Annotated in this window: 20 protein-coding genes; 16 read left to right on the forward strand and 4 right to left on the reverse strand. The window is 45.8% G+C overall.

From position 1 onward, the window contains the following. Positions 1-111: 111 nt before the first annotated feature. Positions 112-996, forward strand: coding sequence for a coiled-coil domain-containing protein (locus I579_RS11930; RefSeq protein ID WP_010753657.1), 885 nt, complete (start codon positions 112-114; stop codon positions 994-996). Continuing rightward, positions 989-2,164 (forward strand): hypothetical protein, encoded by a 1,176-nt coding sequence (locus tag I579_RS11935; RefSeq protein WP_010753658.1) that lies wholly within the window; start codon positions 989-991, stop codon positions 2,162-2,164. Before I579_RS11930 ends, I579_RS11935 begins: the two co-directional genes overlap by 8 nt. A gap of 50 nt (positions 2,165-2,214) precedes the next feature. Here the strand turns inward: I579_RS11935 and I579_RS11940 are convergent, their stop codons facing one another. Both I579_RS11940 and I579_RS11945 read right to left on the reverse strand, forming a co-directional pair. Next, positions 2,215-2,631: a hypothetical protein gene (locus I579_RS11940; RefSeq protein ID WP_010753659.1), complete on the reverse strand. Its 417-nt coding sequence runs from the start codon at positions 2,629-2,631 to the stop codon at positions 2,215-2,217. 114 nt (positions 2,632-2,745) lie between these two features. Then, positions 2,746-3,255 carry an HdeD family acid-resistance protein gene (locus I579_RS11945; RefSeq protein ID WP_010753660.1) on the reverse strand — a complete coding sequence of 170 codons (510 nt, stop codon included), beginning with the start codon at positions 3,253-3,255 and terminating at the stop codon, positions 2,746-2,748. A gap of 153 nt (positions 3,256-3,408) precedes the next feature. On the opposite strand from I579_RS11945, the gene I579_RS11950 reads away from it, so the two are divergent. From I579_RS11950 to I579_RS12005, 12 genes are all read left to right on the forward strand, one after another. Continuing rightward, complete coding sequence (locus tag I579_RS11950; RefSeq protein ID WP_010753661.1) at positions 3,409-3,882, forward strand: hypothetical protein; 474 nt, start codon at positions 3,409-3,411, stop codon at positions 3,880-3,882. Between the two features lie 137 nt (positions 3,883-4,019). Beyond that, positions 4,020-4,562, forward strand: a complete 543-nt coding sequence (lepB, locus tag I579_RS11955; protein ID WP_010753662.1) for a signal peptidase I — start codon at positions 4,020-4,022, stop codon at positions 4,560-4,562. A 111-nt stretch (positions 4,563-4,673) separates the two neighbouring features. Then, complete coding sequence (locus I579_RS11960) at positions 4,674-8,249, forward strand: PD-(D/E)XK nuclease family protein (protein ID WP_010753663.1); 3,576 nt, start codon at positions 4,674-4,676, stop codon at positions 8,247-8,249. Next, the gene (gene addA, locus I579_RS11965; RefSeq protein ID WP_010753664.1) at positions 8,242-11,955 is read left to right on the forward strand and encodes a helicase-exonuclease AddAB subunit AddA; all 3,714 of its coding nucleotides are present in this window, start codon (positions 8,242-8,244) and stop codon (positions 11,953-11,955) included. The genes I579_RS11960 and addA overlap by 8 nt, the downstream gene beginning before the upstream one ends. Before the next feature lie 71 nt (positions 11,956-12,026). Then, positions 12,027-12,350, forward strand: coding sequence for a winged helix-turn-helix transcriptional regulator (locus tag I579_RS11970; protein WP_010753665.1), 324 nt, complete (start codon positions 12,027-12,029; stop codon positions 12,348-12,350). A gap of 317 nt (positions 12,351-12,667) precedes the next feature. Then, the gene (gene pheS, locus I579_RS11975; RefSeq protein ID WP_010753666.1) at positions 12,668-13,720 is read left to right on the forward strand and encodes a phenylalanine--tRNA ligase subunit alpha; all 1,053 of its coding nucleotides are present in this window, start codon (positions 12,668-12,670) and stop codon (positions 13,718-13,720) included. Beyond that, complete coding sequence (gene pheT / locus I579_RS11980; protein WP_010753667.1) at positions 13,714-16,131, forward strand: phenylalanine--tRNA ligase subunit beta; 2,418 nt, start codon at positions 13,714-13,716, stop codon at positions 16,129-16,131. Before pheS ends, pheT begins: the two co-directional genes overlap by 7 nt. Before the next feature lie 72 nt (positions 16,132-16,203). Then, entirely contained in the window at positions 16,204-16,617 is a 414-nt protein-coding gene (locus I579_RS11985) for a GNAT family N-acetyltransferase (RefSeq protein WP_010753668.1), read from the forward strand. A 101-nt stretch (positions 16,618-16,718) separates the two neighbouring features. Beyond that, entirely contained in the window at positions 16,719-18,515 is a 1,797-nt protein-coding gene (locus I579_RS11990) for a hypothetical protein (RefSeq protein WP_010753669.1), read from the forward strand. 99 nt (positions 18,516-18,614) lie between these two features. Continuing rightward, the gene (locus tag I579_RS11995; RefSeq protein WP_010753670.1) at positions 18,615-19,310 is read left to right on the forward strand and encodes a thermonuclease family protein; all 696 of its coding nucleotides are present in this window, start codon (positions 18,615-18,617) and stop codon (positions 19,308-19,310) included. Positions 19,311-19,420: 110 nt separating this feature from the next. After that, complete coding sequence (locus tag I579_RS12000; protein ID WP_010753671.1) at positions 19,421-19,759, forward strand: PadR family transcriptional regulator; 339 nt, start codon at positions 19,421-19,423, stop codon at positions 19,757-19,759. Between the two features lie 13 nt (positions 19,760-19,772). Continuing rightward, positions 19,773-20,555 carry a permease prefix domain 1-containing protein gene (locus I579_RS12005; protein WP_010753672.1) on the forward strand — a complete coding sequence of 261 codons (783 nt, stop codon included), beginning with the start codon at positions 19,773-19,775 and terminating at the stop codon, positions 20,553-20,555. A gap of 69 nt (positions 20,556-20,624) precedes the next feature. On the opposite strand, the gene I579_RS12010 is transcribed toward I579_RS12005, so the two are convergent. Further along, a complete protein-coding gene (locus tag I579_RS12010) occupies positions 20,625-20,900 on the reverse strand; it encodes a hypothetical protein (protein WP_010753673.1) in 276 nt (91 codons plus the stop codon). Between the two features lie 84 nt (positions 20,901-20,984). Next, complete coding sequence (locus I579_RS12015) at positions 20,985-22,088, reverse strand: CdaR family transcriptional regulator (RefSeq protein ID WP_010753674.1); 1,104 nt, start codon at positions 22,086-22,088, stop codon at positions 20,985-20,987. Positions 22,089-22,236: 148 nt separating this feature from the next. Here I579_RS12015 and I579_RS12020 point away from each other — a divergent pair, with 148 nt between their 5' ends. Beyond that, positions 22,237-23,379, forward strand: coding sequence for a glycerate kinase (locus I579_RS12020; RefSeq protein ID WP_010753675.1), 1,143 nt, complete (start codon positions 22,237-22,239; stop codon positions 23,377-23,379). Beyond that, positions 23,380-24,639, forward strand: coding sequence for a GntP family permease (locus I579_RS12025; protein ID WP_010753676.1), 1,260 nt, complete (start codon positions 23,380-23,382; stop codon positions 24,637-24,639). The last annotated feature ends 169 nt before the right edge of the window (positions 24,640-24,808 follow it).

A 24,808-nucleotide genomic window follows, 5' to 3' on the forward strand; every position in this document is an offset into this window, starting at 1 on the left:
GTCGAGGGTACGTCTCGGCCTCTTCTTATTTTCTTAGGAAATAGGGCTTCTATTGGCTTAGTTACTAGGTTTAATGCTAAAATGAGAGAGATAGCAAAGGAGGGGAAACCATTGACAGAAGAAACCATTGACCAACAATCCGAAGTGACAGAAGAAGCCTCTAGCTTCGATGAGATCAAAAAAGTCGCTTCCGCTAATATCGGTCAAATGTTACAAGATCTCCAGGCGTTTGAAGGCGCCATTAAGTCGGAGTCGATTCCGGATATTTACCGGATCTACAATGGTCGTCTGCATGAAGAATTAAAACGGACCTCGAATCAAAACCATGAAATCGATCGTCTCTTGACCCAAAAGATTCACGATAATTTTACCGCCCGGTTTCCATTTATGGTGCATAAGGAAAAGATTTCGGAGACGATGAATTATTACACGATTAGCGAGTATTACCGGGAGCGACCGATGATCGGTATCGACGCCAGTATCCCAGAGATTTTCATCATTCCCAAAATCGACAGTGAATGGCAACGTTTCATGCCTCGGGCGGATGGCAAGATGCGCAATGAAGAAATCAACGCTCTAGAAGCCGAATTAAATGAATTAGAAGCAAAAGGGATCTCGGCGAAGTCGCAACTGGAAAAAGTCAATGCCGAGCTAAAAGAACTGAAAAATCAAGAAGCGGCCATTGAAAATACCAAGGGCTTCTTTAATCGGGGCAAAGTCGAGGAAGAATTAGAACCCTTATTGAAACGCCGAGGAGAGCTAGAAGCCAAGCAAGCGGAATGGCAACAATACGTGGACAATCGTCAGTTTGTGGCCCAAAAGCGGGCGACTTACGAAGCGCAGATGAAGCAAATTCGCTTAGCTAGAGCTTTGGTAGAAAAAGAACGCCGGCTGATTACCAAATATTTCGGTGGTTTGACGGAAATGACCGAGCAAATCGACGAATTTTTGGCCAACTATACGGGACAAACAAGGGAGGTGAGGGACGATGAATAACGAAAATGAACGCAAGGAAACAAAAATCAACACAAAAGAAGTCATCGTGCCCGAAAACACGACGCAAGCTCCCACGCCACAGGAAGTAACCGAGGAAATCCTTCCAGCAGATCACCTATCTGAAGAAACTACTGCAGCAGCAACAGAAGAAGCTACGGAAGTGGTAGAACCCTCTGAGGAAGTCTCAAATGTGGAAAATGCCGATGGGACGGAAGCAACAGCCGAGGATGAATTGGACACCCTTGATTTGGAGGCAGATGTCACAGAAGTAGCGTCTACTCAAGAAAAAATCCCTACCGAAATTCCCCGAAGCAGTGAAATGGAACGCTATTATCAAAGCAAAGAAGCCGACCATCAAGAAATCGAACAATTAATCGCCACGGCAGAACGGGAATTAGCCGATTTAAAACTGCGTAAAGCCTTAATGGAAGCCGATTTCGGTCAATTATTGCAGTATTATCAAGAATTGATTTTGCCGAATGAGCCGATTTCACCGATTGCGAAGAAGACCTTGTTGGAGTACTTCTCTTATGAATTGTTAAAACCACTCCACACGGTGGGATTGACTCAAGGAAGTCGCTACGATGTCTGGCAGAGCAAGCATTTCTTGATCCAATACCAGCTCACGGAGACGCAAAACTTGGCGTTAAATTTCCAAATGACCCCAATCGACAGCCGGTTTACTACCGCATTTATGAACTTAATGACGGTAAAACCAGGGGAAATGGTAGTGGAAGTAGAGGACAATCAAGTCTTGGAACTGGTTCGGCAATGGCATGTGGAACACGTCTTTTCCACAAATCAGTTGTCTTTAATCAACTATGATCTAAATCAGCTTTTGACTCATTTCCGGGAATTAGGCTTCACCATTACCCCAAGCCTATTGGACAATGCTCACCCGCTACAAGTGCGCCTAGATTCCGAATTTCCATTGGAAGCAAGTGTTTTGGATGATATTTTCATTAAAGCCATGGAAAATCCCGAATTTGACTTTGAGACCTTGCCTGAGGATCGTTACCAAGTCTTATTAGACCAAGAGCAAAAGCTTACTATCAGCGAGATGGCAGAAGGAGTGACCAGTCTTTTTGTAGACTCCGACAATCGTCGCCGCTCACTATTAGACTTCTTTACTAGTTATCCATTCCTAGTGCCTTTAATGGTACGCTAAATACAAAAGAAAACCCGTCCCACTCGTAGTTAGAGTGGAACGGGTTTGTTTTATTCTTGATACAAGGTACCTCGTTTTGGCAAGAAAGCAGCATCGAGACCGGCCAAACGTTTGTCAATACGCTGGGCTACGGGATCTTCCCGTAATTTGCGATAGGCGATTAAAAGCAGGCCTCGTTCTTTGTCCGGACGATTTTGCCCCCGGTACAAATTGGCTAAGCGCTCGATGTAGCTGTAATCACCATAGTCATTGATCTCGCAAAGATATAAGAACAAGTCCTCGGCTTTGTCAAAATCCTGATCCCCATAGTAAGTCAAAGCTTGGCGATAGAGCTTGATTTCGAAGCTCTCGTCTTGTTGGATGGCTTTGCGTTTGCGCCATTCCCGCATGGAGATTTTTTCGATTGTATTGCCCTGGGCATCGCGAATCAGGATGACCGGCACGTCTTGGGGATTGAGTTCTGGCATTTGGCTCCCAGCTTTCTTCTAGTATATTACCCAGATTATAGCCAATCTGTGACCAAAGCACAATCAAAACCCTGTTTGATTTTTCCTTAAGATTCATCGAGACGAAAAAGACGTTTACAAGTCTTTGCTGTTGATCAACTGGGAAATCCCGTAAACGATCAAAATCCCCCCAAAGAATTGGAACAACAAAAGCACGCTGCGGAAGGGATTAAACATCAGCACGACCCCGGCAATACACAGAAGCAAGCCGAAGATTAGCCAAGAAAGCCGCCCTTGATTGACTTTGTTTAAGGCTAGTTCTTGGCGCAATTGCCGAATCCCTGCTAAAAGCACCATCAAACCTAAGAAGAAGGGGATGATGGAGACAATGGTCTTGGCTAAGACGATCACACCCAAGGCCACGAGTAGAAGCAGTACCCCACTAGCATAAGCACTGGCATCCCGGGGCTTTTCCCGTAAAACCGTGTAGAGGTTCAACAGTCCCATAAAAGCAAAGTAGGCGGCAACCAAATAAACGATGCCGTTAAAAACCATGCCAGGTTTCCAGACCACTAGGACTCCGATTGCGATTAAAAGCAAGCCACTTAAAATAAACTTGCTGCGAATTTTTTCTAACCATTCCATGATGATTCCTCCCATCTCTCTTGCTTCTATTGTAGCCGATTACCCCCTTTCAGGAAAAGCGACATCCTCTAGAAAACGCCCCGCAGTTGTCAAATAGTAGATTTTACAGTATCTTTGAAGAGAAGTGTATTTTCCAAAGAAAGGAGAAACAAGATGAATGTCTTTAACGGATTGTTGCTCCTTCTAGTGATTGTCTTATACGGTTATTTGATTCTGGTTCGACGCGAGTTGGTGTTCGTCTCAAAACGCCGCTCCACGATCAATGTGGCAGTGCCTTTGTTTGCCATTGGTGCCTTGTTTTTGGCCACCCACGAAGCAACTAGTCTCAATGATCAGATTCGCGGCTGGCTCGGAGCCTTGCTGATCTTTAGCTTTTTCTTAGACTCCAAAGGTCTGGCCAAAGAGCGCATTGTCACTAATGCCATGGATTTAAAAGGGGTTCCTTACGAAGAGGTCAACCGGGTAGTTCTTTTGGCTAATGGAAAAAAGACCAAATTGAACTTCTTTCGCAAAGGAATGCGGGGGCCTTTATTAGTCTTTGATGCTCCGGTACAAGAAATCGTGGTGTTTTTGGCGGAACGACTGCAAGAGGGTACTCCAATAGAAGTTATCGTCGGAGAAGAATAGGCTTGTTCTCTAAGACTGTTAAAAGTCTTTTGTCAAAATTCTGCAAATAACTCGTTTTATTTTACCCAATCTTTCCTAAATGGTACACTTATTGTAAGTAATTGCACAAAGGCTAACCAAGAAGGGAAGGGCTTGGTATGAAAAAAGAATGGCTTAAAACACTCCTAGCTTTACTAGGAATTTTTGTCGTCTTATGGCTATTGCGGCAATTCGTTTTCACCCCGGTAATCGTCAAAGGAGATTCCATGGATCCCACTTTACACGATGATGAGCGGGTGATTGCGCTGTTAAACTTCCAAGTAGAGCGCTTTGATATCGTGACTTTTCCTGCGCCAGATGAGCCAGGGAAAAACTATATCAAGCGGGTCATCGGTTTACCCGGTGAGGTTGTGGAGTATCAAGAAGACGTCCTTTACGTGGATGGTCAAGCGATTGAGGAACCGTATCTTAAAGAGTACAAAGAAGCACTTACGGACGGCTTGCCACTGACCTTAGGACCAGGACACAAAACCAGCTTTAGCTTTGGGAAAATTCCCCAAGGTAAAATTCTCGTTATGGGGGACAATCGGCGGATTTCCAAGGATTCCCGGTCCATTGGCTTTATCGAGGAAGCCACGGTTGCCGGAGATGTAAAGCTGATTTTCTGGCCCCCAGAAGACATTGGACTCATTAATCATTGATAAAAACTCTAAAAAGACTTTGGTGTCTTTTTAGAGTTTTTGTTGTCTTCGGACTTTGCTTGGAAATTTTGTTATACTAAAGAAACCATTAGGAAATTAGGAGGGCGTCTTATGAGTTTACGATTTCTATTGGGTCACGGAAACTGTGATTTACAGGCTTCCGCTGTGGATGAAGCAGTGGCATTCAAACAGGCTCATCCCCAGGGAAAGGTCTTTTTTTTGGTGCCCAATTACAATAAATTCGTGCAAGAACAAGAACTATTGCAAGGCTTGAAACAACGGCAGCAAACGCCGGGCTTTAGCACCATTGATATCCAAGTTTTCAGTTTTTATCGCTTGGCTTGGTACTTTTTACAACAAACCGGCCAATTAACTGAAAACACCATTAGCGAGACCGGGAGCCTCATGATTTTGCGCCAAGTGTTAGGGGAATTAGCAGAGGACTTGGTGGTTTTTAAAAGCGAGATTCAAAAAGCTGGCTTCGTACGCCAGTTGTTGGACTTTTACCAAGAACTCACTGGGGGGAATCTGGCCCCGGCAGACTTACTTGCCAATCAGGACTTCACTACTCTCACAGGGCCCGAAACGGCCAAATGGCAAGATGAACAAGCCAAACTTGCTGAAGTCGCCAAAATTTTAACCGCTTATCAAAAAGCTTTAAATGACCGAGATTTGCAAGTGGAAGATCCTTTGGCTGTTTTAGTGAACTTTTTACAAGGGAATTTGGCTCAAGACTTGGTGGCGCCACCGGATTTATCGGAAACTTTGTTTATCGCCTATGGTTTTGAAGAGCTCTATGCCCAAGAAGTTCAGTTGTTACAGGTGCTTTTAAGTAAAGCCGACTTGACCATGACTTTGTTACTGGATCGGCAGTATACCACGGCGCCACCCTCATCTTTGGACTTGTTCCATGCCACGGGGAAAATCTTTTACCAATTAACCCAAGCAGCCCAACAGGCTAATACTACCATCGCCGTTTTACCTGCTGCCAAAGACTGCACGGAGTATCCTCATTTAGTGGAACTAGAGCGCTTTTGGCGTCTGACCCAAAACCAAGGACAATACCGGCCGCAACTCTCCTTGCAAGATTGGGTTCATCTGTGGAAGGCGGTCACTCCAGAAGAAGAAATTCGCCAAATTACCGCAGAAATCAAGCGACTGCTTAGCCATGATCCCAAATTGCGCTTAAAAGACATCCAAGTGGTGACGAATGATTTGGAAACTTATGGGGAGTTGATTCCTCATTTATTCCAGCAAGCGGAATTACCTTTTTATATCGACCAAAAAGCCACTATGGATCAGCATCCACTGGTGGAATTTCTGCGGACGCTTTTGGATCTGCCGCGCTATCACTATCGCTTAGAAGACATCTTACAATTATTGAAAAGCGAGCTGTTCTTGCCTAAAAGTTACTTGGAGGCGGCCGCCGGACAACGTCAGCAAGCTTTAAACCAATTCCGCCGGGATGTAGATTTGACGGAAAATCTCGCTTTGAAGCAAAATTTTCAAGGGTATTATTGGTTGGCCGAACAAGACTGGCCGGTGATGCGCTTTGATTTTGAAAATGCCCTACAACTGGAAACAGGGCAATTACCCGAACGGTCCAATCGCTTGCGCCGGGCATTCCGAGATCAAGTGGGCACTTTTATCACGGAGTTAACTAAGGCGAAAACCGGTCGGGCTGCTTGTGTGTTGCTTTATCAGTTTTTATTAGATGCTGGGGTAGCGGATAACTTGCTTTACTGGCGAGACGAGGCAGTAAAAATGGGGCAATTGGAAAATGCCCGGAATCACGAGCAGACTTGGAGTTCCCTAATGGCCTTAATGGATGAGTACGTGGACATCTATGGCGAAGAAGCATTCGACTTTGAATTGTTCCAGGAAGTCTTTAGTGCTGGGTTGGAAAATACTGCTTACGGAAAAATTCCCGCCACGATTGACCAGATTCAGATTAATCAGCTGACTCTAAGTCGTCCTCGCCAGTGTAAAGTGACCTTTGCCATTGGCTTAAACGAGACCAATTTCCCGCAAGCACCGGGAAATCCTAGTCTGTTAACCGATGAAGAACGAAGCCGGTTAAATCAAGTTTTACCAGAAGAAAAATTTATCAAAGAAGGTACTGGGGAGCAAAATGCCCGCTCCCCATTGATTGCGTACAAATTGTTTTTATCCGCCACGGAGCAGTTGTACTTAAGCTACGCCGCGAATTACGATACCCAGCAAAACATCCAGATTTCTCCTTATTTGCGCCGCTTCCAAACTTGGCTCAAGCTTCCTTTAGAAGACCGGGGGCTTTTGACACCGGAGGGACATGCGGGGCAGTACTTGGCGAGTTACCGTAGTGCGATTGGTCAATTAAATAATTTGTACCGCCAGTGCGAGCAAGAAAAGCTTTTGATTCCCCATGTGTGGCAACGGGTGGAACAGGCGTTACAGGAAAGTCCCGTGGCAGAAATCGCCAAAAGGGCTTTTGCCGGTCGCAGCCACCAAAACTTACCCCTGGCAATGGATCCAAGCCTAGCCCAAGAGGTTTACGGCCAAGACATTTATGCCTCGGTATCCCGCTTGGAGAGCTTCTACGAGTGTGAGTATCGGTATTTCGCCGCCTATGGTTTACGCTTAAAAGAGCGAGAATTATACGGCATGGATACGTTAATGACCGGGAGTTTGTTTCATGACTCCTTGAATCGTTTCTTAAAAGCTGTTTCAGCTTTAGGCCAAGATTTTACCGCTCTTTCAGAGGAGAGACGCCAAAGTGTCATTGAAGAACTCTTGCAAGCACTCTTTACGGAGCCTCAATACCAAGTGTTGCAAAGTTCCGCCCGTATGGAGTACTTGCGCTACCGTTTAGAAAAGACCATTAAGAAGATGACTTGGACTTTGCAAGAACAAGGCAAGCGGACCAAGATGCGTCCTGTGCAAACGGAAGTACTTTTCGGGCAAATCGCCGGTAAAGAGGGGATTCCCGGTTTAGAGTTACCGATGAAAAATGGCGGCAAGCTCCACGTGCGGGGGAAAATCGACCGGGTGGATGCCTTAGAGCTCGCCGACGAAGCCTGGCTTGCAGTAGTGGACTATAAGTCCGGGGACAAGCAGTTTAATCTGATGGAAGCTTACTATGGTTTGGCGATGCAATTACTGACTTATTTGGATGTGGCTTTGCGAGATGCGGATAAATTAATCGGCACTAAAGAGGCTCATCCCGCGGGGGCTTATTACTTGCGGATTCACGACCCGATTCAAAATCCAGAAGACTGGCTCAAACAGCGGCCTTTGGATAAGTACAAACTCAAAGGATTCTACGCAAAGAATGGCCAATTGTATCCGGCCCTAGACACCACTTTGCAGGAAAAAGAAGCTTCCCAGCTTTACCCCATCACCAAAGATGCCAAGGGAATCGTTAAGCCCGTGGCCCAAAATAAAAACTTTTACAGTGAAGATGAAATTCACCTGATGCAAGACTACAATCGCTTGAAGATGCAACAAGTCGCAGACACTATCGTTACCGGGGAAATCGCTTTGAACCCCTATTTAAGTCCTAGTGGCAAGCGAGCTTGCAGTTTCTGTCCTTTCCGCAGTCTGTGTACCTTTGATGTAATGCTTCAGGAAAATGACTACCATCGCTTACGGGCCCAAGACAAGGAAAATCTCTTAAAAGAAATGGAGGAGGCGTTAAAAGATGAGTAAGGAAAATCACACTCAGCCAATTCCCTTAAAACCAGACACGGAACAATTCACCGACAAACAGTGGCAGTCGGTCTTTGACGGGGGCGACAATTTATTGATTTCCGCTTCGGCCGGTTCCGGGAAGACCACGGTCTTAGTGCGCCGGGTGATTGAAAAACTCAAAGCCGGCACGGATATCGATAGCCTGTTAATCGTGACCTTTACGGAAGCGGCGGCACGAGAGATGAAAGAACGCATTCAAAGCGCCATTCAAGATGCATTGGCCAAAGAAAGTGACCCACAAAAACAGGCCCATTACGCACGGCAGTTGACTCTTTTACCTAGTGCCAATATTTCCACTTTACATGCCTTTTGCTTAACGGTGATTCGCCGGTATTACTATTTAATCGGCATCGACCCGGTGTTTCGCATGCTCACAGATGAAACAGAAACCCTGCTCTTAAAAGAAGAGGTCTGGGAAGCACTGCGGGAAGAGTGGTACGCTTCTGGGGATCCTTTGTTTTATCAGTTAGTGGAGAATTTCTCCAATGATCGGTCCGATGAAGGCTTAACGGATTTAGTCATGCGATTGTATTTATTTGCCGTGGCCAGTCCCAATCCTAGTCAGTGGTTGCAAGACCTAGTGGTGAATTATCAAAGTACCACCGACTTAGCTTCAAATCCTTTGTATCAAAACCAGCTGAAACCTCAGCTGGCGGCGACTTTGGCATTAGGCTTAAGCGACTATCGGCAAGCGTGGGAGCAAGCAGAACAAACTGCCGATTTCCACAACTATCTAGAAAAACTGGAACCAGAAATCAACCAAGCCAAGCGCCTGAAACAAGCGCTTGAAGCAGATGACGTAGCAGCCTTTTACTTACAGTTAAGCAGTCTGGATTTGTCTGCTCGTCTAATGCCAAAGCGCAATGAAAACAAAGAAGCTTCCCAAGAGCTTTTAGCACTACGCAAGTCCGGGCGGGAATTGATTTTAAGCCTGAGAGAAGTCATGCCTTATGCTCCGGAAAAAGCGTTGGAGCTCATGGAGCAAGCAGCGCCATTAGTCGAGTGCCTGTCGGAATTAACGGGTCAGTTTTTAGCGGCCTATCGCCAACGAAAATTGGAAAAAGGCTTACTGGACTTTAACGATTTGGAACACTTTACTTTGGCAATTTTGCAAGGGGACGATACTCAGCAAGTAGCAGCGACCTATTACCGCCAGCGCTTTGTGGAGGTCATGGTGGATGAGTACCAAGACGTGAACCGCCTGCAAGAAGCCATTTTGTACTACGTGCGCCAAGTCTCTCCAGAAGAAGACCAGCCGGGGAATCTCTTTATGGTAGGGGATGTGAAGCAGTCGATTTACGCCTTTCGTTTGGCGGACCCGACATTGTTTATCGACAAGTATCTGGCTTTTGCAGAAGAAAATGGCGGCCGGCGAATCGTCTTAGCGGAAAATTTCCGTTCCCGCCACGAGGTCTTGGACTTTACAAACTTGGTCTTTAAACAACTTATGGACCAAGCAGTGGGGCAGATTCCTTACGACGAAGCGGCAGCCTTGATTCCCGCCTTTCCGGCCTTTCCTGAGGTTGAAGGATTCGATACGGAACTTTTGCTTTATGAAACAGATTGTGCAGAAGAAGTCGGCTTGGTAGAAAACAAAACCCAAGGGGAACTCCTAATGGTAGCCACCAAAATTGCCCAATTGGTGCAAGCAGGATTCTTGATTTACGATAAAAAGGAAAAACGTCAACGACCGGTGACTTATCGCGACATCGTATTGTTAACTCCTACGAAAAAGAACAACGATGCCATTATCGAAAGCTTTCAAACCTTGCAGATTCCTTTAGAAATCAGCGACGGGGAGAACTACTTCCAAACCACGGAAATCCAAACCATGATTGCCCTATTGACGATTATCGACAATCCGGACAACGACATCCCTCTAGCCAGCGTTTTGCGTTCGCCTATGGTGGGCTTAACCGAGCCGGAGTTGGCCATGATTCGCAGCCAAAACAAAGAAGGTAGCTTTTTTGAAGCCTTGTTGGCTTACAGTCAAACCGGGGAAGCGGAACTGCAAGAAAAAGTCATCACGTTCTTGGAACAGTTGGATCTTTGGCGGGACTTCTCCAAAAATCGTAGTCTGACGGAATTAATTTGGCGTCTGTATGACGACACCGGTTATTTGGATTACTGTTTGGGACAAGCCATGGGGCGCCAACGTTATGCCAATCTCTTAGCCTTGGTGGACCGGGCTCAAACCTATGAGAATTCCAGCTTTCGAGGGCTTTACAAATTCATCCGCATGGTGGAAAAAATGCAGGAAAAACAAGTGGACTTGGCTATGCCTTTGTCTGCTCCTGTGGAAAATGCCGTGCGGGTCATGACCATTCACGGCAGTAAGGGATTAGAATTCCCTCTAGTTTTTGTCTTGGATATGTCCCGGGATATGAGCCAGCAAGACTTCCGCCCCCGTTATCTCTTTGAGGAAAATCTTGGAGCCGGCATTAAATACGTGGATCAAGAACAACAAGTGGAATACGAAACCTTGCCTTATCAAGCGATTTTGCAGATTCGCCGCCAAAAAGCCTTTTCCGAGGAAATGCGCAAGCTCTACGTGGCCTTGACCCGGGCAGAGCAAAAGCTTTATTTAGTGGGTTCCTATAAAAATCAAGAAGATGCCCAAAAGAAATGGCAAGCGGCAAGTAACCAAACAGAACTCGTCTTGAATCCCACTTTGCGCATGCAAGCCAGCGGGGTCTTGATGAACTGGGTTGGGCGGACCTTGTGGCGTCATCCGAAAATGGCCCAATATTTTCCGGATGCGACAGATCGTAGTTATACGGTCAATGACGGCGCGAATTTTGAAATTCACTTCTACCAAGAAAAAGACTTGGCCAATCAAGTGACCCTTTTAAAAGAACAGCTAGCACCTGAACCGACAGAAACAGTCCAACAGCGGCAAGTGGTCTTAGAGCAAGAAGCGGAATTTCAAGAAGTCAAAAAGCAGTTGGATTATGTTTATCCTCATCCCAAAGCTACCTTAACTACCGGTTACCAGTCCGTCTCGGAAATCAAGCGGCTATTTGATGATCCAGATAACAGTGAGGACAATCAGTTAGAGTGGCGTAGTGCCCAAGAACAAGCCCAAACCCGCTACCGTTTCACGGAGAGTGAATTAGCCCGGCCACGGTTTTGGGAAGAAGCGGCCATTAGCGGTCGCGAAATCGGCTCGGCGACCCACCAGCTTTTGCAATTGTGGCCCATGAAACAAACCGCCACCTTAGAAGCGTTAACCGCTTTTGGGAAGACTTTAGTGGCAAAAGGCGTCTTAAGTGAGGAACTAGCGCAAAAAGTGGACTATGAAGGAATTCATTGGTTCTTAACCAGTGAATTAGGCCGTTTGTTCCAAGAGCACGCCGGACATTTGCGTCGGGAACAACCTTTCGCCATGCTCAAAGAAGCTCAAAGTATTTTTAAGGACTACGATGAAACCGGGGATGAGCTGTTGATTCACGGGATTATCGACGGTTATTTGGAATTGTCCGACCACATTATTCTTTACGATTTCAAGACGGACTATGTGCCTCATGGTGAGGATAATAAGATGCTAGAACGCTATCAAGGCCAGCTGACATTATACAAACAAGCTTTAGAAGAAGCCTTAAACAAACCCGTCACGGAAGTGTACTTGGTCTGGTTGACGGAGCGACGAGTGCTTTCTTTGTAAAAAGTCAAAACATGAGCCGATAGACTTACAATAAATAAGCATTGTGCTATAATGCCCTTGAGGTGATAGGTATGGAAAGTGTAAAAGTGCAAGATTTTGCGCTCTGTCCTAAGTTCGAGAAGACTTTCTCCTTTTTAGGGAAAAAGTGGAACGGCTTGATTATCGACGTCTTCGTGGAGGATGGACCCCAACGCTTTGTGGATTTAGCCAAGAAAATACCGGAAGTTAGCGACCGGGTCTTGGTAGAGCGGATCAAAGAATTGACGGCAGAAGGTATTTTGGCGAAGGATGAAAACCTCTATTGCTTGACGGAAAAGGGTGTTGATTTGGAAAAAACCTTGTCCGAAATCAAAAAATGGAGCGAAAAATGGATTACGGCAGAGGAATGCAGTTGATTTTCTGCTAAAATTTCTGTAAACTAGGTTCAATCGTATAAACAATGAGCATTGACGGAAAAGAGTAGTTTGGCTGACCCAGGAAAGGGAGACCTGTCCGAGACTGAAAGCAGGTTCTGGTGTCGAAAAATGAAGTTCACTTCCCGAGCTTGCTTGGTATTGTGCCAAGCCGGTGGTATCTGCCATCGTTATGGAAAACAAGTGCGTGGTGTAAACTCACGAATTAGGATGGTAACGCGTTGAATCGTTCCTTTAAGGGCGATTCGGCGCGTTTTTTTGTATTCTTACCCCGCCATAATCAAAAAGGAGTGAAACAGATGTCTTTACAAGACAAACTAGAAACACTGAAGCTGGCAACTTTGGCAAAGATTGAAGATGCCAGTGATCTCAAAGCGGTGAATCAAATCCGCGTGGAAACTTTAGGGAAAAAAGGCCCGATTACAGAAGTGCTCCGAGGCATGAAGGACTTGTCCCCAGAAGAACGACCATTAGTTGGAGCTTTTGCCAATGAAATCAGAGACGAGCTAACCCAAGCCATTGAAGCAAAAAATCAAGCTTTGGAAGCAGCGGCCTTAGAAGCGGCCCTGGCAGCAGAAGCCATTGACGTGACGTTACCAGGAAAACAACTTCCACAAGGGACTCGGCACGTTTTGACCCAAATCATGGAAGAGATTGAAGACATCTTCTTAGGCATGGGCTACCAAGTGATTGAAGGCAACGAAGTAGAATCTGATCACTACAATTTCGAACGGATGAACTTGCCGAAAGACCATCCGGCTCGGGATATGCAAGATACGTTCTACATCTCAGAAGAAACTCTGATCCGGACCCATACATCCCCGGTGCAAGCCCGAGTGATGGAAAAACATGACTTTTCCAAAGGCGCTTTGCGGATGATTTCTCCTGGGAAAGTTTTCCGGCGGGATACAGATGATGCGACCCACAGCCATCAATTCCATCAAATCGAAGGCTTGGTCATCGACAAAAACATCACCATGGCCGATTTAAAAGGGACTTTAGAAGTAGTCATGCAAAAAATGTTTGGGGCCGATCGGAAGATTCGCTTACGTCCAAGTTACTTCCCATTCACCGAACCTTCCGTGGAAGTCGATGTAAGCTGCTTCAAATGTGGTGGTGCCGGCTGTAATGTCTGCAAACACACAGGGTGGATCGAAATTTTAGGCGCCGGCATGGTGCATCCAGCAGTTCTGGAAATGAGTGGCATCGACCCTGAAGTGTACTCCGGCTTTGCTTTTGGCTTAGGACCTGACCGGGTAGCAATGTTGCGCTATGGGGTCAATGACATCCGGAATTTCTATCAAAATGACTTACGTTTCTTAAGTCAGTTCAAGGGGGAACAAACATGCTAGTTTCATATAAATGGTTGCAAGAATACTTGGACTTATCCCAAATCAGTGCCAAAGAGTTGGGAGATAAAATGTCCGTTACGGGAATTGAAGTGGAAGGCATCACGTATCCTGCAGAAGGTTTGAAGAAAATCGTCGTAGGGGAAGTCGTGGAATGCGTCCCTCATCCAGACAGCGACCACTTGTCTATTTGCCAAGTGAACATCGGGGAAGCAGAATTGTCCCAAATCGTCTGCGGGGCACCAAACGTTAAAGCGGGCATCAAAGTCATCGTGGCTTTGCCAGGCAGTCGAATCGCCGGCAATGTGAAGATCAAAAAAGGCAAAATGCGAGGCCAAGTCTCCAATGGTATGATCTGCTCCTTGCAAGAAATCGGCTATAGCGATAGCGTGATTCCGAAAGAATACTCAGAAGGCATCCAATACTTGCCTGAAGATGCTGTTCCGGGAGAAGAAGTCTTCAAGTATTTGGATATGGATGATGCCATTATCGAATTGTCCATTACGCCAAACCGGGCGGATGCTTTGTCCATGCGGGGAGTGGCTTACGAAGTCGGAGCGATTTACAACCAAAAACCTCACTTCCCTGAAACGACTTTAGTGGAAGTTCCACGACCAGCTGCTGATAAACTTAAAGTAACCGTGGCGGACAAACAAGATGCACCGTCGTATCAAATTCGCATTATCGAAAATGTCAAAATCGCCCCAAGTCCGCAATGGTTGCAAAACCGCTTGATGAATGAAGGCATTCGTCCGATTAACAACGTGGTGGATGTAACCAACTACATCTTGCTCTTGTTCGGACAACCTTTACACGCGTTTGACTATGATAAATTAGGCAGTCAAGAAATCCTTGTACGCCGGGCAAATGCTGGGGAAGAGTTAGTCACTTTAGATGGGGAAACACGCAAGTTAACCCCAGAAAATATCGTGATTACAAACGGCACACAGCCAGTGGCACTAGCCGGTACTATGGGGGGCTTGGATTCGGAAATCACCGAAACCACGACCACCGTGGCTTTGGAAGCCGCTTTGTTCGACGGCTTATCCATTCGCAAAACCTCTCGTCAGTTCAATTTGCGCAGCGAATCTTCTGCCCGCTTTGAAAAAGGCATTAACCAAGCCACTGTGGGAGAAGCCGGTGACGTGGCCGCGGCTATGATTCAAGCGTTAGCCGGTGGGGAAGTCTTAGCCGATGCGGTAAAAGGCAGTGAGGTTCATCCGGAAAATGCCGTGGTCTCCATCACCTTGGATCACATTAACCGCTCTTTAGGCACTTCTTTAACAACAGCTGACGTGGATCAAGTCTTCGAAGCATTGGGATTTCCTTATTTGGAAGAAGCAGGGACCTATACGGTGAGTGTGCCACCTAGACGTTGGGATATCCACATTCCAGCCGATTTATTAGAAGAAGTAGCTCGGATTTACGGCTACGATAAATTGCCAACCACTTTGCCAAGCGGGGAAACCGTAGCAGCCAGCTTAACTGCTGACCAAGCAAAAACCAGAGCACTCCGTTCCACTTTGGAAGGCTCAGGCTTAACAGAAGCGATTAGCTATGCTTTGTCTACGGAAGAAAAATCCGCTAGCTTCACTTGGGAAGAAAGTGAATTGACCCGGCTCGACTGGCCAATGACGGAAGAACGCTCCGTATTGCGCTTAAACTTAGTAGCTGGTTTGTTAGACGACGTGGCTTACAACCTTTCTCGTAAGAACCAAGACTTGGCGTTCTATGAAATCGGTCGGGTCTTCTTGCAAGACAAAGAACCAAAACACAACTTGCCTCAAGAAGAAAAACACTTGGCACTGGCTGTGACTGGTTCCCTAACACAAAAAGACTGGCAAACTACCGGTGAAAAAGCCGACTTCTTCACCATTAAAGGGATGCTGGAAAATGTCTTCACAACACTAGGTGTCTTAGACCAGATCACTTACCAAAAGAGTGGCATGAAAGAATTGCACCCTGGCCGCAGCGCAGCCATCTTCTTAGGGGAACGTCAAATCGGTTTTGTGGGCCAAGTTCACCCAAGTGTGGCAAAAGCGTACGACATCGGCGAAACCTATGTGGCTGAAGTCAACTTGGCGGCCTTATTACACGCAGAAGTAGCGCCTTTGGTTTACCAACCGGTTTCTAAATTCCCGGCGGTTAAACGAGATATCGCTTTACTCGTTGCGGATACTTTGTCCAACCAAGAAATCGTGGACACCATTCGTGCTTCTGCCGGAAAATACTTGACGGCAGTGACTTTGTTTGATGTGTACCAAGGACAAAACATCGAAGCCGGGCACAAATCCATGGCCTATCGCTTGACCTTCGTGGATCCGGAAGCGACTTTAACAGATGAAACCATCAATAAAGCCATGGATAAAGTCACCAAAGCTTTGACAGACAAGCTTGGTGCGGTGATTCGCTAAAATTCGAACAGTTGAAAAAAGGGCCGGAACGTTTTTTCGGCCCTTTTCTTTTACGGAAATGGAGGGAAAACGATGGAAATTCGTGAAGTTACGAGTAAAGAGCTGGCACCTACTTTAGAGGCGATTTTGGATCGACAACAACTAGCAGCCGGCTTTCCCCAAGAGGAAGCTACCAGTCTGGCATTTGGTCTGTATCAAGAAGATCAGCTCGTCGGTGGACTTTTGGCGAAAATCTCCATGGAGACGGCTCATATCAATCTTTTGGCGATTGACGAAACCTTACGAGGGCAAGACTGGGGCACAAAACTCATGGCTCACGGGGAAGAAGCCTTTAAAGAATTAGGTTTGAAAAACATCACGTTGACCACCCGCAATTATCAGGCAAAAGACTTTTATGAAAAACAAGGCTTTGACTTGTTTGCGGAGTTAGCGGACGTACCGAAAGTGGGAATTACCCGTTATTACTTTATTAAGCGACTGGCTTAATAAAGCAGCCCAGACAAAGAAAAAAATCCGTCCCAAGGCTGATGCAAATCCCTTTAAAGGGCGGATAATGGGGAATATGAAGGGAAGAAAGAGGGATTAGGATGATTGTTGATTTTATTTTGGTAACGGCCTTATTTGGCATCGGCATCCTACTGGTAAATATTCTAGTAGGGCTGCTAAACAAAGGCCAACACACAAAGAGTTTGATTTTTTTAACCATTGGGGAACTGGTATTACTGGGGGGCTTTTTATACGCCGCTTTGCCAAGTAAGAATTTGTCTTCCATCTTGTGGTACAACTTGTGGGGTGCATTTGTCGCCTGTCTTTTGGCGGCCTTTGTTTTAGGCTTAGGCCAAGGGGTGGAAAAAGCTCGGGCGCGCTTTGCTCCGAATACTACGAGAAAGCAAGCAGTACCCGTTACCGGTGGCAAATTAGGCAATGTAGGCAAAATTTTCGGGGGCATTTGTACATTAATGGTGCTCTTGTTCTTGGTGTCTAAGATTAGTAGTATCACGGCCATTGATGAAGTGTATGATTCATTGCCATTGAAAACAGAGGAAAAAGCGGAAGTTTTGACCTCTACAAAGGAAACACCGATCGCCATTGCACCAGATATGGCCAAACGCAAAATGCTACAAAAATTCTCCGTGATTCCAAATTCCAATATGTTTACCTTGGATGGCATCACCGCCCAAACCATTGACGGGGAATACGTCTACGTGGCTACGGTGGAATACACAGGCTTTTTCAAATGGCTGAAACTAGGAGAAGTGCCGGGGTACTTTAAGATTTCCGCCACAGACATTAATGCCCAGCCGGAATTCGTCAAAGAACCCTTGATTTACACGCCTTCTGCTTATTTTGGGAAAGATGCGGCGCGCCGGATTTACGCTGCTTTTCCCGGCTATGCTTCTTATGGCAAAATCAACTTGGAAATCGACGAAGAGGGTATTCCTCACTACGTCCAAACTTTGTACAAAGAATACGGCGTCAGCGGCTTGATGCACTACGACGAATTCAAAACTGCGGTTTTAAATGCCCAAACCGGGGACGTGAAACTTTATGACAATGCCAAAGCCCCAGCCTTTGTGGATGCGCCATTAACCTCAGCTGCGGCCAATAGCATGAATGAATTCTTCGGTCGTTACAGTCAAGGTTGGTGGAATCAATTTATCTTCGGGGCGAAAAAAGATGTGAAGATTCCAACTGACAATGGGATTTATGCTAGCGGCCAGATTACCCCGATGTTAAGTAAAGACGGTCAGTTGAACTACTTCACCGACTTTACCAGCGGAGACGATGATCAAGACTCTGCCTTGGGCTATTCTTTAATCGATGCGCGGACGGGACAAATCACCTATTACCGGGACCCAGAAGTGGGGATCATGGATAGTGACGGAGCGATTTCCATCGCTTCTAAGATTTATCCAGAGAAAAAATGGCAGGCAGAAATGCCAGTCTTGTACAATATCGACGGAGTACCTACGTGGATCGTTTCGTTAATGGATACAAAAGGGATCTTTAAAGAGTACGTCTATATCAATGCCGTGGACAATGACATCGTGGTAGATGCGGAAAATGCCCAAAGCGCACTTGACGCCTACCGGATTGAGCTAGCCACAAAAGGCAGCAATAATCAAAGCTCTGGCGCCAGTGAATTGACGGAAAAAACCGGCACCGTGGAGCGAGTGGTGATCTTGCCAGGGAGTAACGCTACCGTGATCTCCTTCTTGTTGGCTAAGGACAGCACGGTTTACAGCGTGAACTCCAACAACAGTCCTTTTGCCATCTTCATGAAAGAAGGGGACCAAGTAACCTTTAAGGCTGCTTTGACGGAGGATACTACCGTCGCCACGATTCAAGATTTGACCATTCAAGGTTTAGCTACAAAAGACTAAACATTACCCCATTCGCTAGATTTGCGAGTGGGGTATTTTTTGACGAAAAATACCAGCTGTCCTATAATGGGTCGAATGTGTATGAAAAGGATGGTTTTTGTGAAGAAGAAAATTAGTGGGATAGTAGGAACGATTCTGTTATTGGTCGTCGCGGCCTTTCAGCTGTTCAATCAAACGGGAGACTCAAAAAACAATGAGACTGCCACCAATAGTCAAGCCCCCAGTGGTCAAATCAGCAACTCAAACAAAGAAAGTGGCTCGATTCCTTCACTAGGGGAATTAAGCAAAAGTTCGGTAGCCGCTCAGGTAGCCGATGTGAATCTAGACAATCCACCACGTTTTGAAAAAATCGCCGTGGACAATATTCGCAGTGTGGACGGGGACACTTTCGTCTTTTACTCGGAAAACAAAGAATACCGCCTGCGCCTGTTAATGGTGGACACTCCAGAAAGCGTCAAAAAAGATATGCCTGTGCAACCTTATGGCAAAGAAGCCAGTAACTTCACCAAAGCTGCTCTGGCAAAAGGCGATGTCAGCTTAGCCTTTGATGAAGGAGATGTGAAGGACAAGTACGACCGCTACTTAGCTTATGTCTTTGTGGGGGATGATTTACTGCAAAATGAATTGATTGCAGAAGGATTAGGGGTTGTACGCTACTTAAATCCCGGTAACGATACCTATCAAAGTGATTTAGAAACTGTGCAAGAGCAAGCAGAACAAAGCAAAAAAGGCGCTTGGAGCAAGTCTGGCTATATCAAAGAAACCAAGCGTTACGCCTATTTTGATTACGAATAATCTTTAAGCGAATTTCTTTTTTAAGAAATTCGCTTTTTTACTTTACCTGTCGTAGTAGTTGCTTTATAATTAGTACGACAGATGAAGTAATTCACTAAAGGAGGCAACGCATGATTTCCAGCGACGGGCTTAGAGGCTACAATGATGCGCTGATTTTGTCCGTGTTGGCGGAAGGGGACTCCTATGGCTATGAGATTTCCAAAGAGATCCGCCGCCGCACAAAAGACGTGTATCTCATTAAAGAAACCACGCTGTATTCTGCCTTCACTCGCCTGGAGAAAAAGGGCTATCTGCACTCTTATCCCGGGGAAGTTACCCATGGGAAAAAGCGGACCTACTACCAATTAACTACCGCCGGGCGTGGACATTTAGCCGAAAAATGGCAGGAATGGCAACAGACCAAAAACATCGTGGACAGCTTTTTGCTGCCCAAGGGATCGAACAGATAAAGGGGACGAGGACATGAAAGTTATCAGAGATTATTTAGAGACATTGTTTATGAATTTGCCACAAACCGCCGCAGTCCAAAAAGCCAAAGAAGACTTGACCGCCATTATGGAGGATCACTACCAAGAGTTACTGGCGGAAGGAAAAAATGAACACGAGGCGATTGGGACGGTTATTAGTGAGTTTGGCTCCATTGCTGAACTGTTGCAAGAACTAGATGTGGATCCTGAGGTCACTGCCACAGAACAAGCGACCTACTTTAATCAAGGAGAACCCGTGGACTTAGCGGAAATGCAAGATTACTGGCAAGAAGTTCGCCGTTTTGCCTTTAAGATGGCTACCGGGGTCGGCAGCTTGTTTTGTGCGTTAGCTTTTGCGGTTTTCACCAGTAATTACGGGAGTGGGCTAGGAGCATTCCTGCTGATGCTGAGTGGGATTGTCGGAATTTGTCTATTTGTCTTCGGTGGTCTGAACTACGCCAAAGCCGCTAAAGAGATTCGTCACCGAAGACTAACCCCAGAGGCTCGAGCAGCACAACAAGAATTAGTTCGCCGCTACCAAACCAGTTTTACTTGGTCGTTGGTTTTAGGAATTGGTGCAGGGCTCTTTTCCGTAATCATGCCCACGTTGTTTTATAGTACCTTTGGGGGCATGCTGTTCTTTGCCTTTCTTGGCCTGGGTGGGTTTTTAGTCATCTACGGCAGTATTGTCTACGGTTTGTATCGTAAAGGCGGCAACTCCCATTTTTTTAGCAGCGACAAGGAGCAGTCTTGGAGTTCCTTGCGCGAATTCAGATAATGCTTAGCTAAATAAAAAAGCTTCCCGGTTTGTGCAGGTAGTCTGCATTACCGGGAAGCTTTTTTGGTTTTATTCTTCGCTCAGGATAATCTTAACAACTCGTTCAAGAAATTCTTCTTCGGACAAAGGTTTGTCGGGATTTTCTTTGCTGTTTAATTTCACATTTTTTTGACCATCTGTGAATTGGTACGTTTCGTCCGCTTTAATTAAGACATAATAGTCCAGTTCCCCTTCGATGTAGAGGACTTCTTTTGCATCGGGGTACTCGATACTGACATCCATTACCGTGATGCCACTTACCTTACTTGTTAGATAATCTTCTGTTTGTTTAATTGTCAATGCCATGATTGATCTCCTCTTTTCGTATTTATTGTAGCACTTTCTCAGAAAAGTGGGGTGGCAGACGTCTTGGTATTTGCTCCTATTTCCTTAGTCCAGACATTCTTGGGGCGGATTTAAGGACAATGCCAAGTACAGCAAGGCTGCTTCTCGGAATTTACGAGGATCGTGGCCGGTTTTTTTCTCGATATTTTTCAGTTGATACTGCAAAGTGTTTTTGTGAATGTAAAGCCGCTCTGCGGTTTTCTGCAAGGACATATCACATTGAAAATACACTTGGAGGACATGGAGTTCCTCTGGTTTTAGCTCGTGGCCTAAAACCTTGTTGCGATAGAGGGCTTTTTGCTTATCACTGAGTTTGGCAAAAAGAATCTCTAACAACAAATCGGAAAAGTCACAGTAGTTTTCTTGGTAATTCGTAGTGGCCAAAGCGATACGAGCGGTGCGATAGGATTCATTGCACTGGAGCAAAAGACAACGATTCCCCACAGCCAACCGGATTTTTCCTTGGTACATGTCCGCAAACTGTTTAAAAGCTGCCCCTAGCTCCTGAAACAGCTGAGGATTTATGAGGGCCACATAGTCGTTAGGGTAATTATAAGTTAAAAGGGGCAGCGTCTCTTTTCCAAAGTAGTTTTTGATTTCTTGTTCGAAAAATGCCACGTTCATATCAGGATCCTGGGAGTTCAAGTGAAAGAGCACCACGCGAAAAGAAGAGTGGAGGGCGAGGTTGTGCTCTTTTAGCATGTGTTTGATAGTTTTTGACTCTAAATTATTTCCTTGGGTCAAAGAGGTCAGCAAAAAGTGCATTTGTTCCCGTTCATCCAGACTGGTTTTTTGCAGATTTTTTTCTTGAATCAATAAGTTGGTAATCCGCTCCGCCAAATACCCGTATTTTCGAACCCGCTCCGGATCCCCACTGATCCCAATGATGGAAACTACCTCTTCGTCATAGAAGATGGGGATATTGATTCCTTTCTTGGTACCGATGTAGCTATCGTCCACATAGACTTCGATTTTTTGCTTTTTCAAAGCAACTTCACGGCCGATTTCGTGAAAACTTCCCACCCGGGCTTGGTCGGTACTGGCGTAGACGATGCCGGTATTGTCGATAAAATTAATGTTATAGCCGCAAATTTCTTTCACCGCATAGACGATTTGCTCCGCTAAATTATGATCAATTAGATTTTCCACACGCTTTTCGCCGTCCTTTTGTTATAGGTAACAAATCAATAAAATGATTTTTATTTTTCTCGTCTTATATAACATATCATTTTGAAAGCCCTTTTGCTATAGTAAATAGCGCAGTAAGCGTTTGCTGAAATGTAGAAGGAGTGAGTAGATGAAAATCGTCATTAGTATTGATTCGTTTAAGGGCAGTCTGTCCTCCATGGAGGCCGGGAATGCGGTAGCCGCAGGAATCCACCGGGTGGCTCCACAGACAGAAGTTGTCATTAAACCTTTAGCGGATGGGGGAGAAGGGACCGTGAGTGCGCTCATTGAAGGCATGAACGGCCAAGAAGTCACGATCCCTGTGACAGGTCCTTTGGAAGAAAAGGTCCAAGCAACCTATGGAGTGATTGCCGATCAAAAATTAGCGGTCATTGAAATGTCCGAAGCGGCGGGTTTGACCTTAGTACCACCAGCCCAACGAAATCCCTTGTTTACCACAACGTACGGGGTAGGGGAATTAATCTTAGACGCGGTGGAAAAAGGTTGCCGTCATTTTATTATCGGTATCGGTGGGAGCGCCACCAACGACGGGGGAGCCGGAATGTTGCAAGCATTGGGCTTTGATTTGTTGGACGCTAACGAAAAGCCGATTGCGCTTGGAGGACAAGGCTTAGCCGAATTAAAAGAGATTCGTTGCGACCGCGTCCCCGAAGTTTTACAAGAATGCGAATTTCAAATTGCCTGTGATGTGACCAATCCTTTGTGCGGTCCCAATGGTAGCAGTGCGGTTTTTGGTCCTCAAAAAGGTGCCACGAAAGACATGGTGGCAGATTTAGATGGCTGGTTAATGAACTTTGCAAAAGTAGCTCAAGCGCAATTTCCAAAAGCCGATCCTTTGGCCCCGGGAACTGGTGCTGCGGGGGGATTAGGTTTTGCTTTCCAAGCCTTTTTACAAGGAAAACTAGAACCAGGCATCGACATCGTTTTAGAAACCATTGCCTTAGAAAAAGCCTTATTAGATGCAGATTTGGTGATTACCGGAGAAGGACGCCTAGATGAACAAACCGCCATGGGGAAAGCTCCCGTGGGAGTTGCGAAACTTGCGAAAAAACACGGAAAAACGGTCATTGCTTTTGCCGGTAGTGTTACTTCTGGCGCCCGGGAGTGTAACAAGCAAGGAATTGATGCGTATTTCCCAATTCTGCGCCAAATCACGACCTTAGAAGAAGCCATGGACCACGAACAAGCGGCCCAAAATTTAGCGGACACGACGGAACAAGTCATGCGCCTAGTACGCAAGGAGGAAAATTAAGTGGACATTACATTTACGACAGCTGGAGCGTTAATCGGGTTGGCGCTTTCGATTTTTCTGATTATCAAAAAGATTCAACCCGCCTATAGTTTGATTATCGGGGCATTAATTGGGGGACTTATCGGTAGTGGGGATTTAGTCGGTACGGTAGAAGTCATGATTACCGGCGCCCAAGGCATGATGTCTTCCGTTATTCGGATTTTGACTTCCGGGATTTTGGCCGGGGCTTTGATTAAGACCGGGGCGGCAGAAAAAATTGCCGAAGTCATCGTCGCCAAACTAGGGGAAAAACGCACCATCGTCTCCATTGCCATTGCTACCATGGTCATTTGTATGGTCGGCGTCTTTATCGACATTGCCGTGATTACCGTAGCACCCATTGCTTTAGCGATTGGCAATAAGGTTCATTACAACAAAGGAGCCATTCTATTAGCCATGATTGGTGGTGGGAAAGCCGGGAATATCATCTCCCCAAACCCAAATACGATTGCCGTTTCAGAAGGCTTCCATGTGAATCTGACCTCTCTTATGGCGGTCAATATCGTGCCAGCCATCGGCGCGTTGATCATGACTGTGATTTTGGCAACGATCTTATCTAAAAGAAGTAGTGGCTTAGAAATTCACTATCCAGCAGGAGAAGAAAATAAATCCTTGCCAAGTCTTTGGGCAGCGATTGCCGGGCCAGTCGTCGTGATTTTGCTCTTAGCTTTGCGTCCATTGTTCAATATCGTGATTGATCCATTAATCGCTTTGCCTTTAGGTGGACTTGTTAGTACCATTGCTTGTGGGGAAATCAAGAAATTCCCTCATTATATGGAGTTTGGTTTAACGAAAGTCATCGGCGTTTCCGTATTATTGATCGGTACCGGGACAATTGCCGGCATTATTAAAGCCTCCGCGTTGCAAGGGGATGTGGTCAGTCTTTTGGAAATGATGCATTTGCCTTCCTTTATCTTGGCACCAATCGCCGGGATCGTCATGGGGGCAGCCACAGCTTCCACCACAGCCGGAGCAACCATTGCTTCTCAAACCTTCTCTGGTGTCTTGTTAAAAGAAGGAATTCCGGCAATTTTTGCTGGTGCCATGGTGCATACGGGGGCAACGGTGCTTGATTCACTCCCTCACGGCTCATTCTTCCATGCAACGGGGGGGTCTGTAGATATGAACATCAAAAACCGCATGCGGCTGATTCCTTATGAAGCGCTAATCGGTTTGACCAGTACCATTCTTTCGATTATTTGGTACTTGATTTTCCGTTAAGCATTTTGCGAAAAGGCGTGAATAGCCCCTTGACTAGACAAGATAAAAAAACGTACATTGTGAAGAAAAATGCGAGCAGTTTCCATGACTTTTCACAAAAAACTGCGTTAAATCCCTAGCAATATTACTTTAAATTTGCTATCATTATTTTGTTAACAATTTTAATAAA

The sequence above is a fragment of the Enterococcus asini ATCC 700915 genome (assembly GCF_000407365.1).
Taxonomy (GTDB): Bacteria; Bacillota; Bacilli; order Lactobacillales; family Enterococcaceae; genus Enterococcus_C; species Enterococcus_C asini.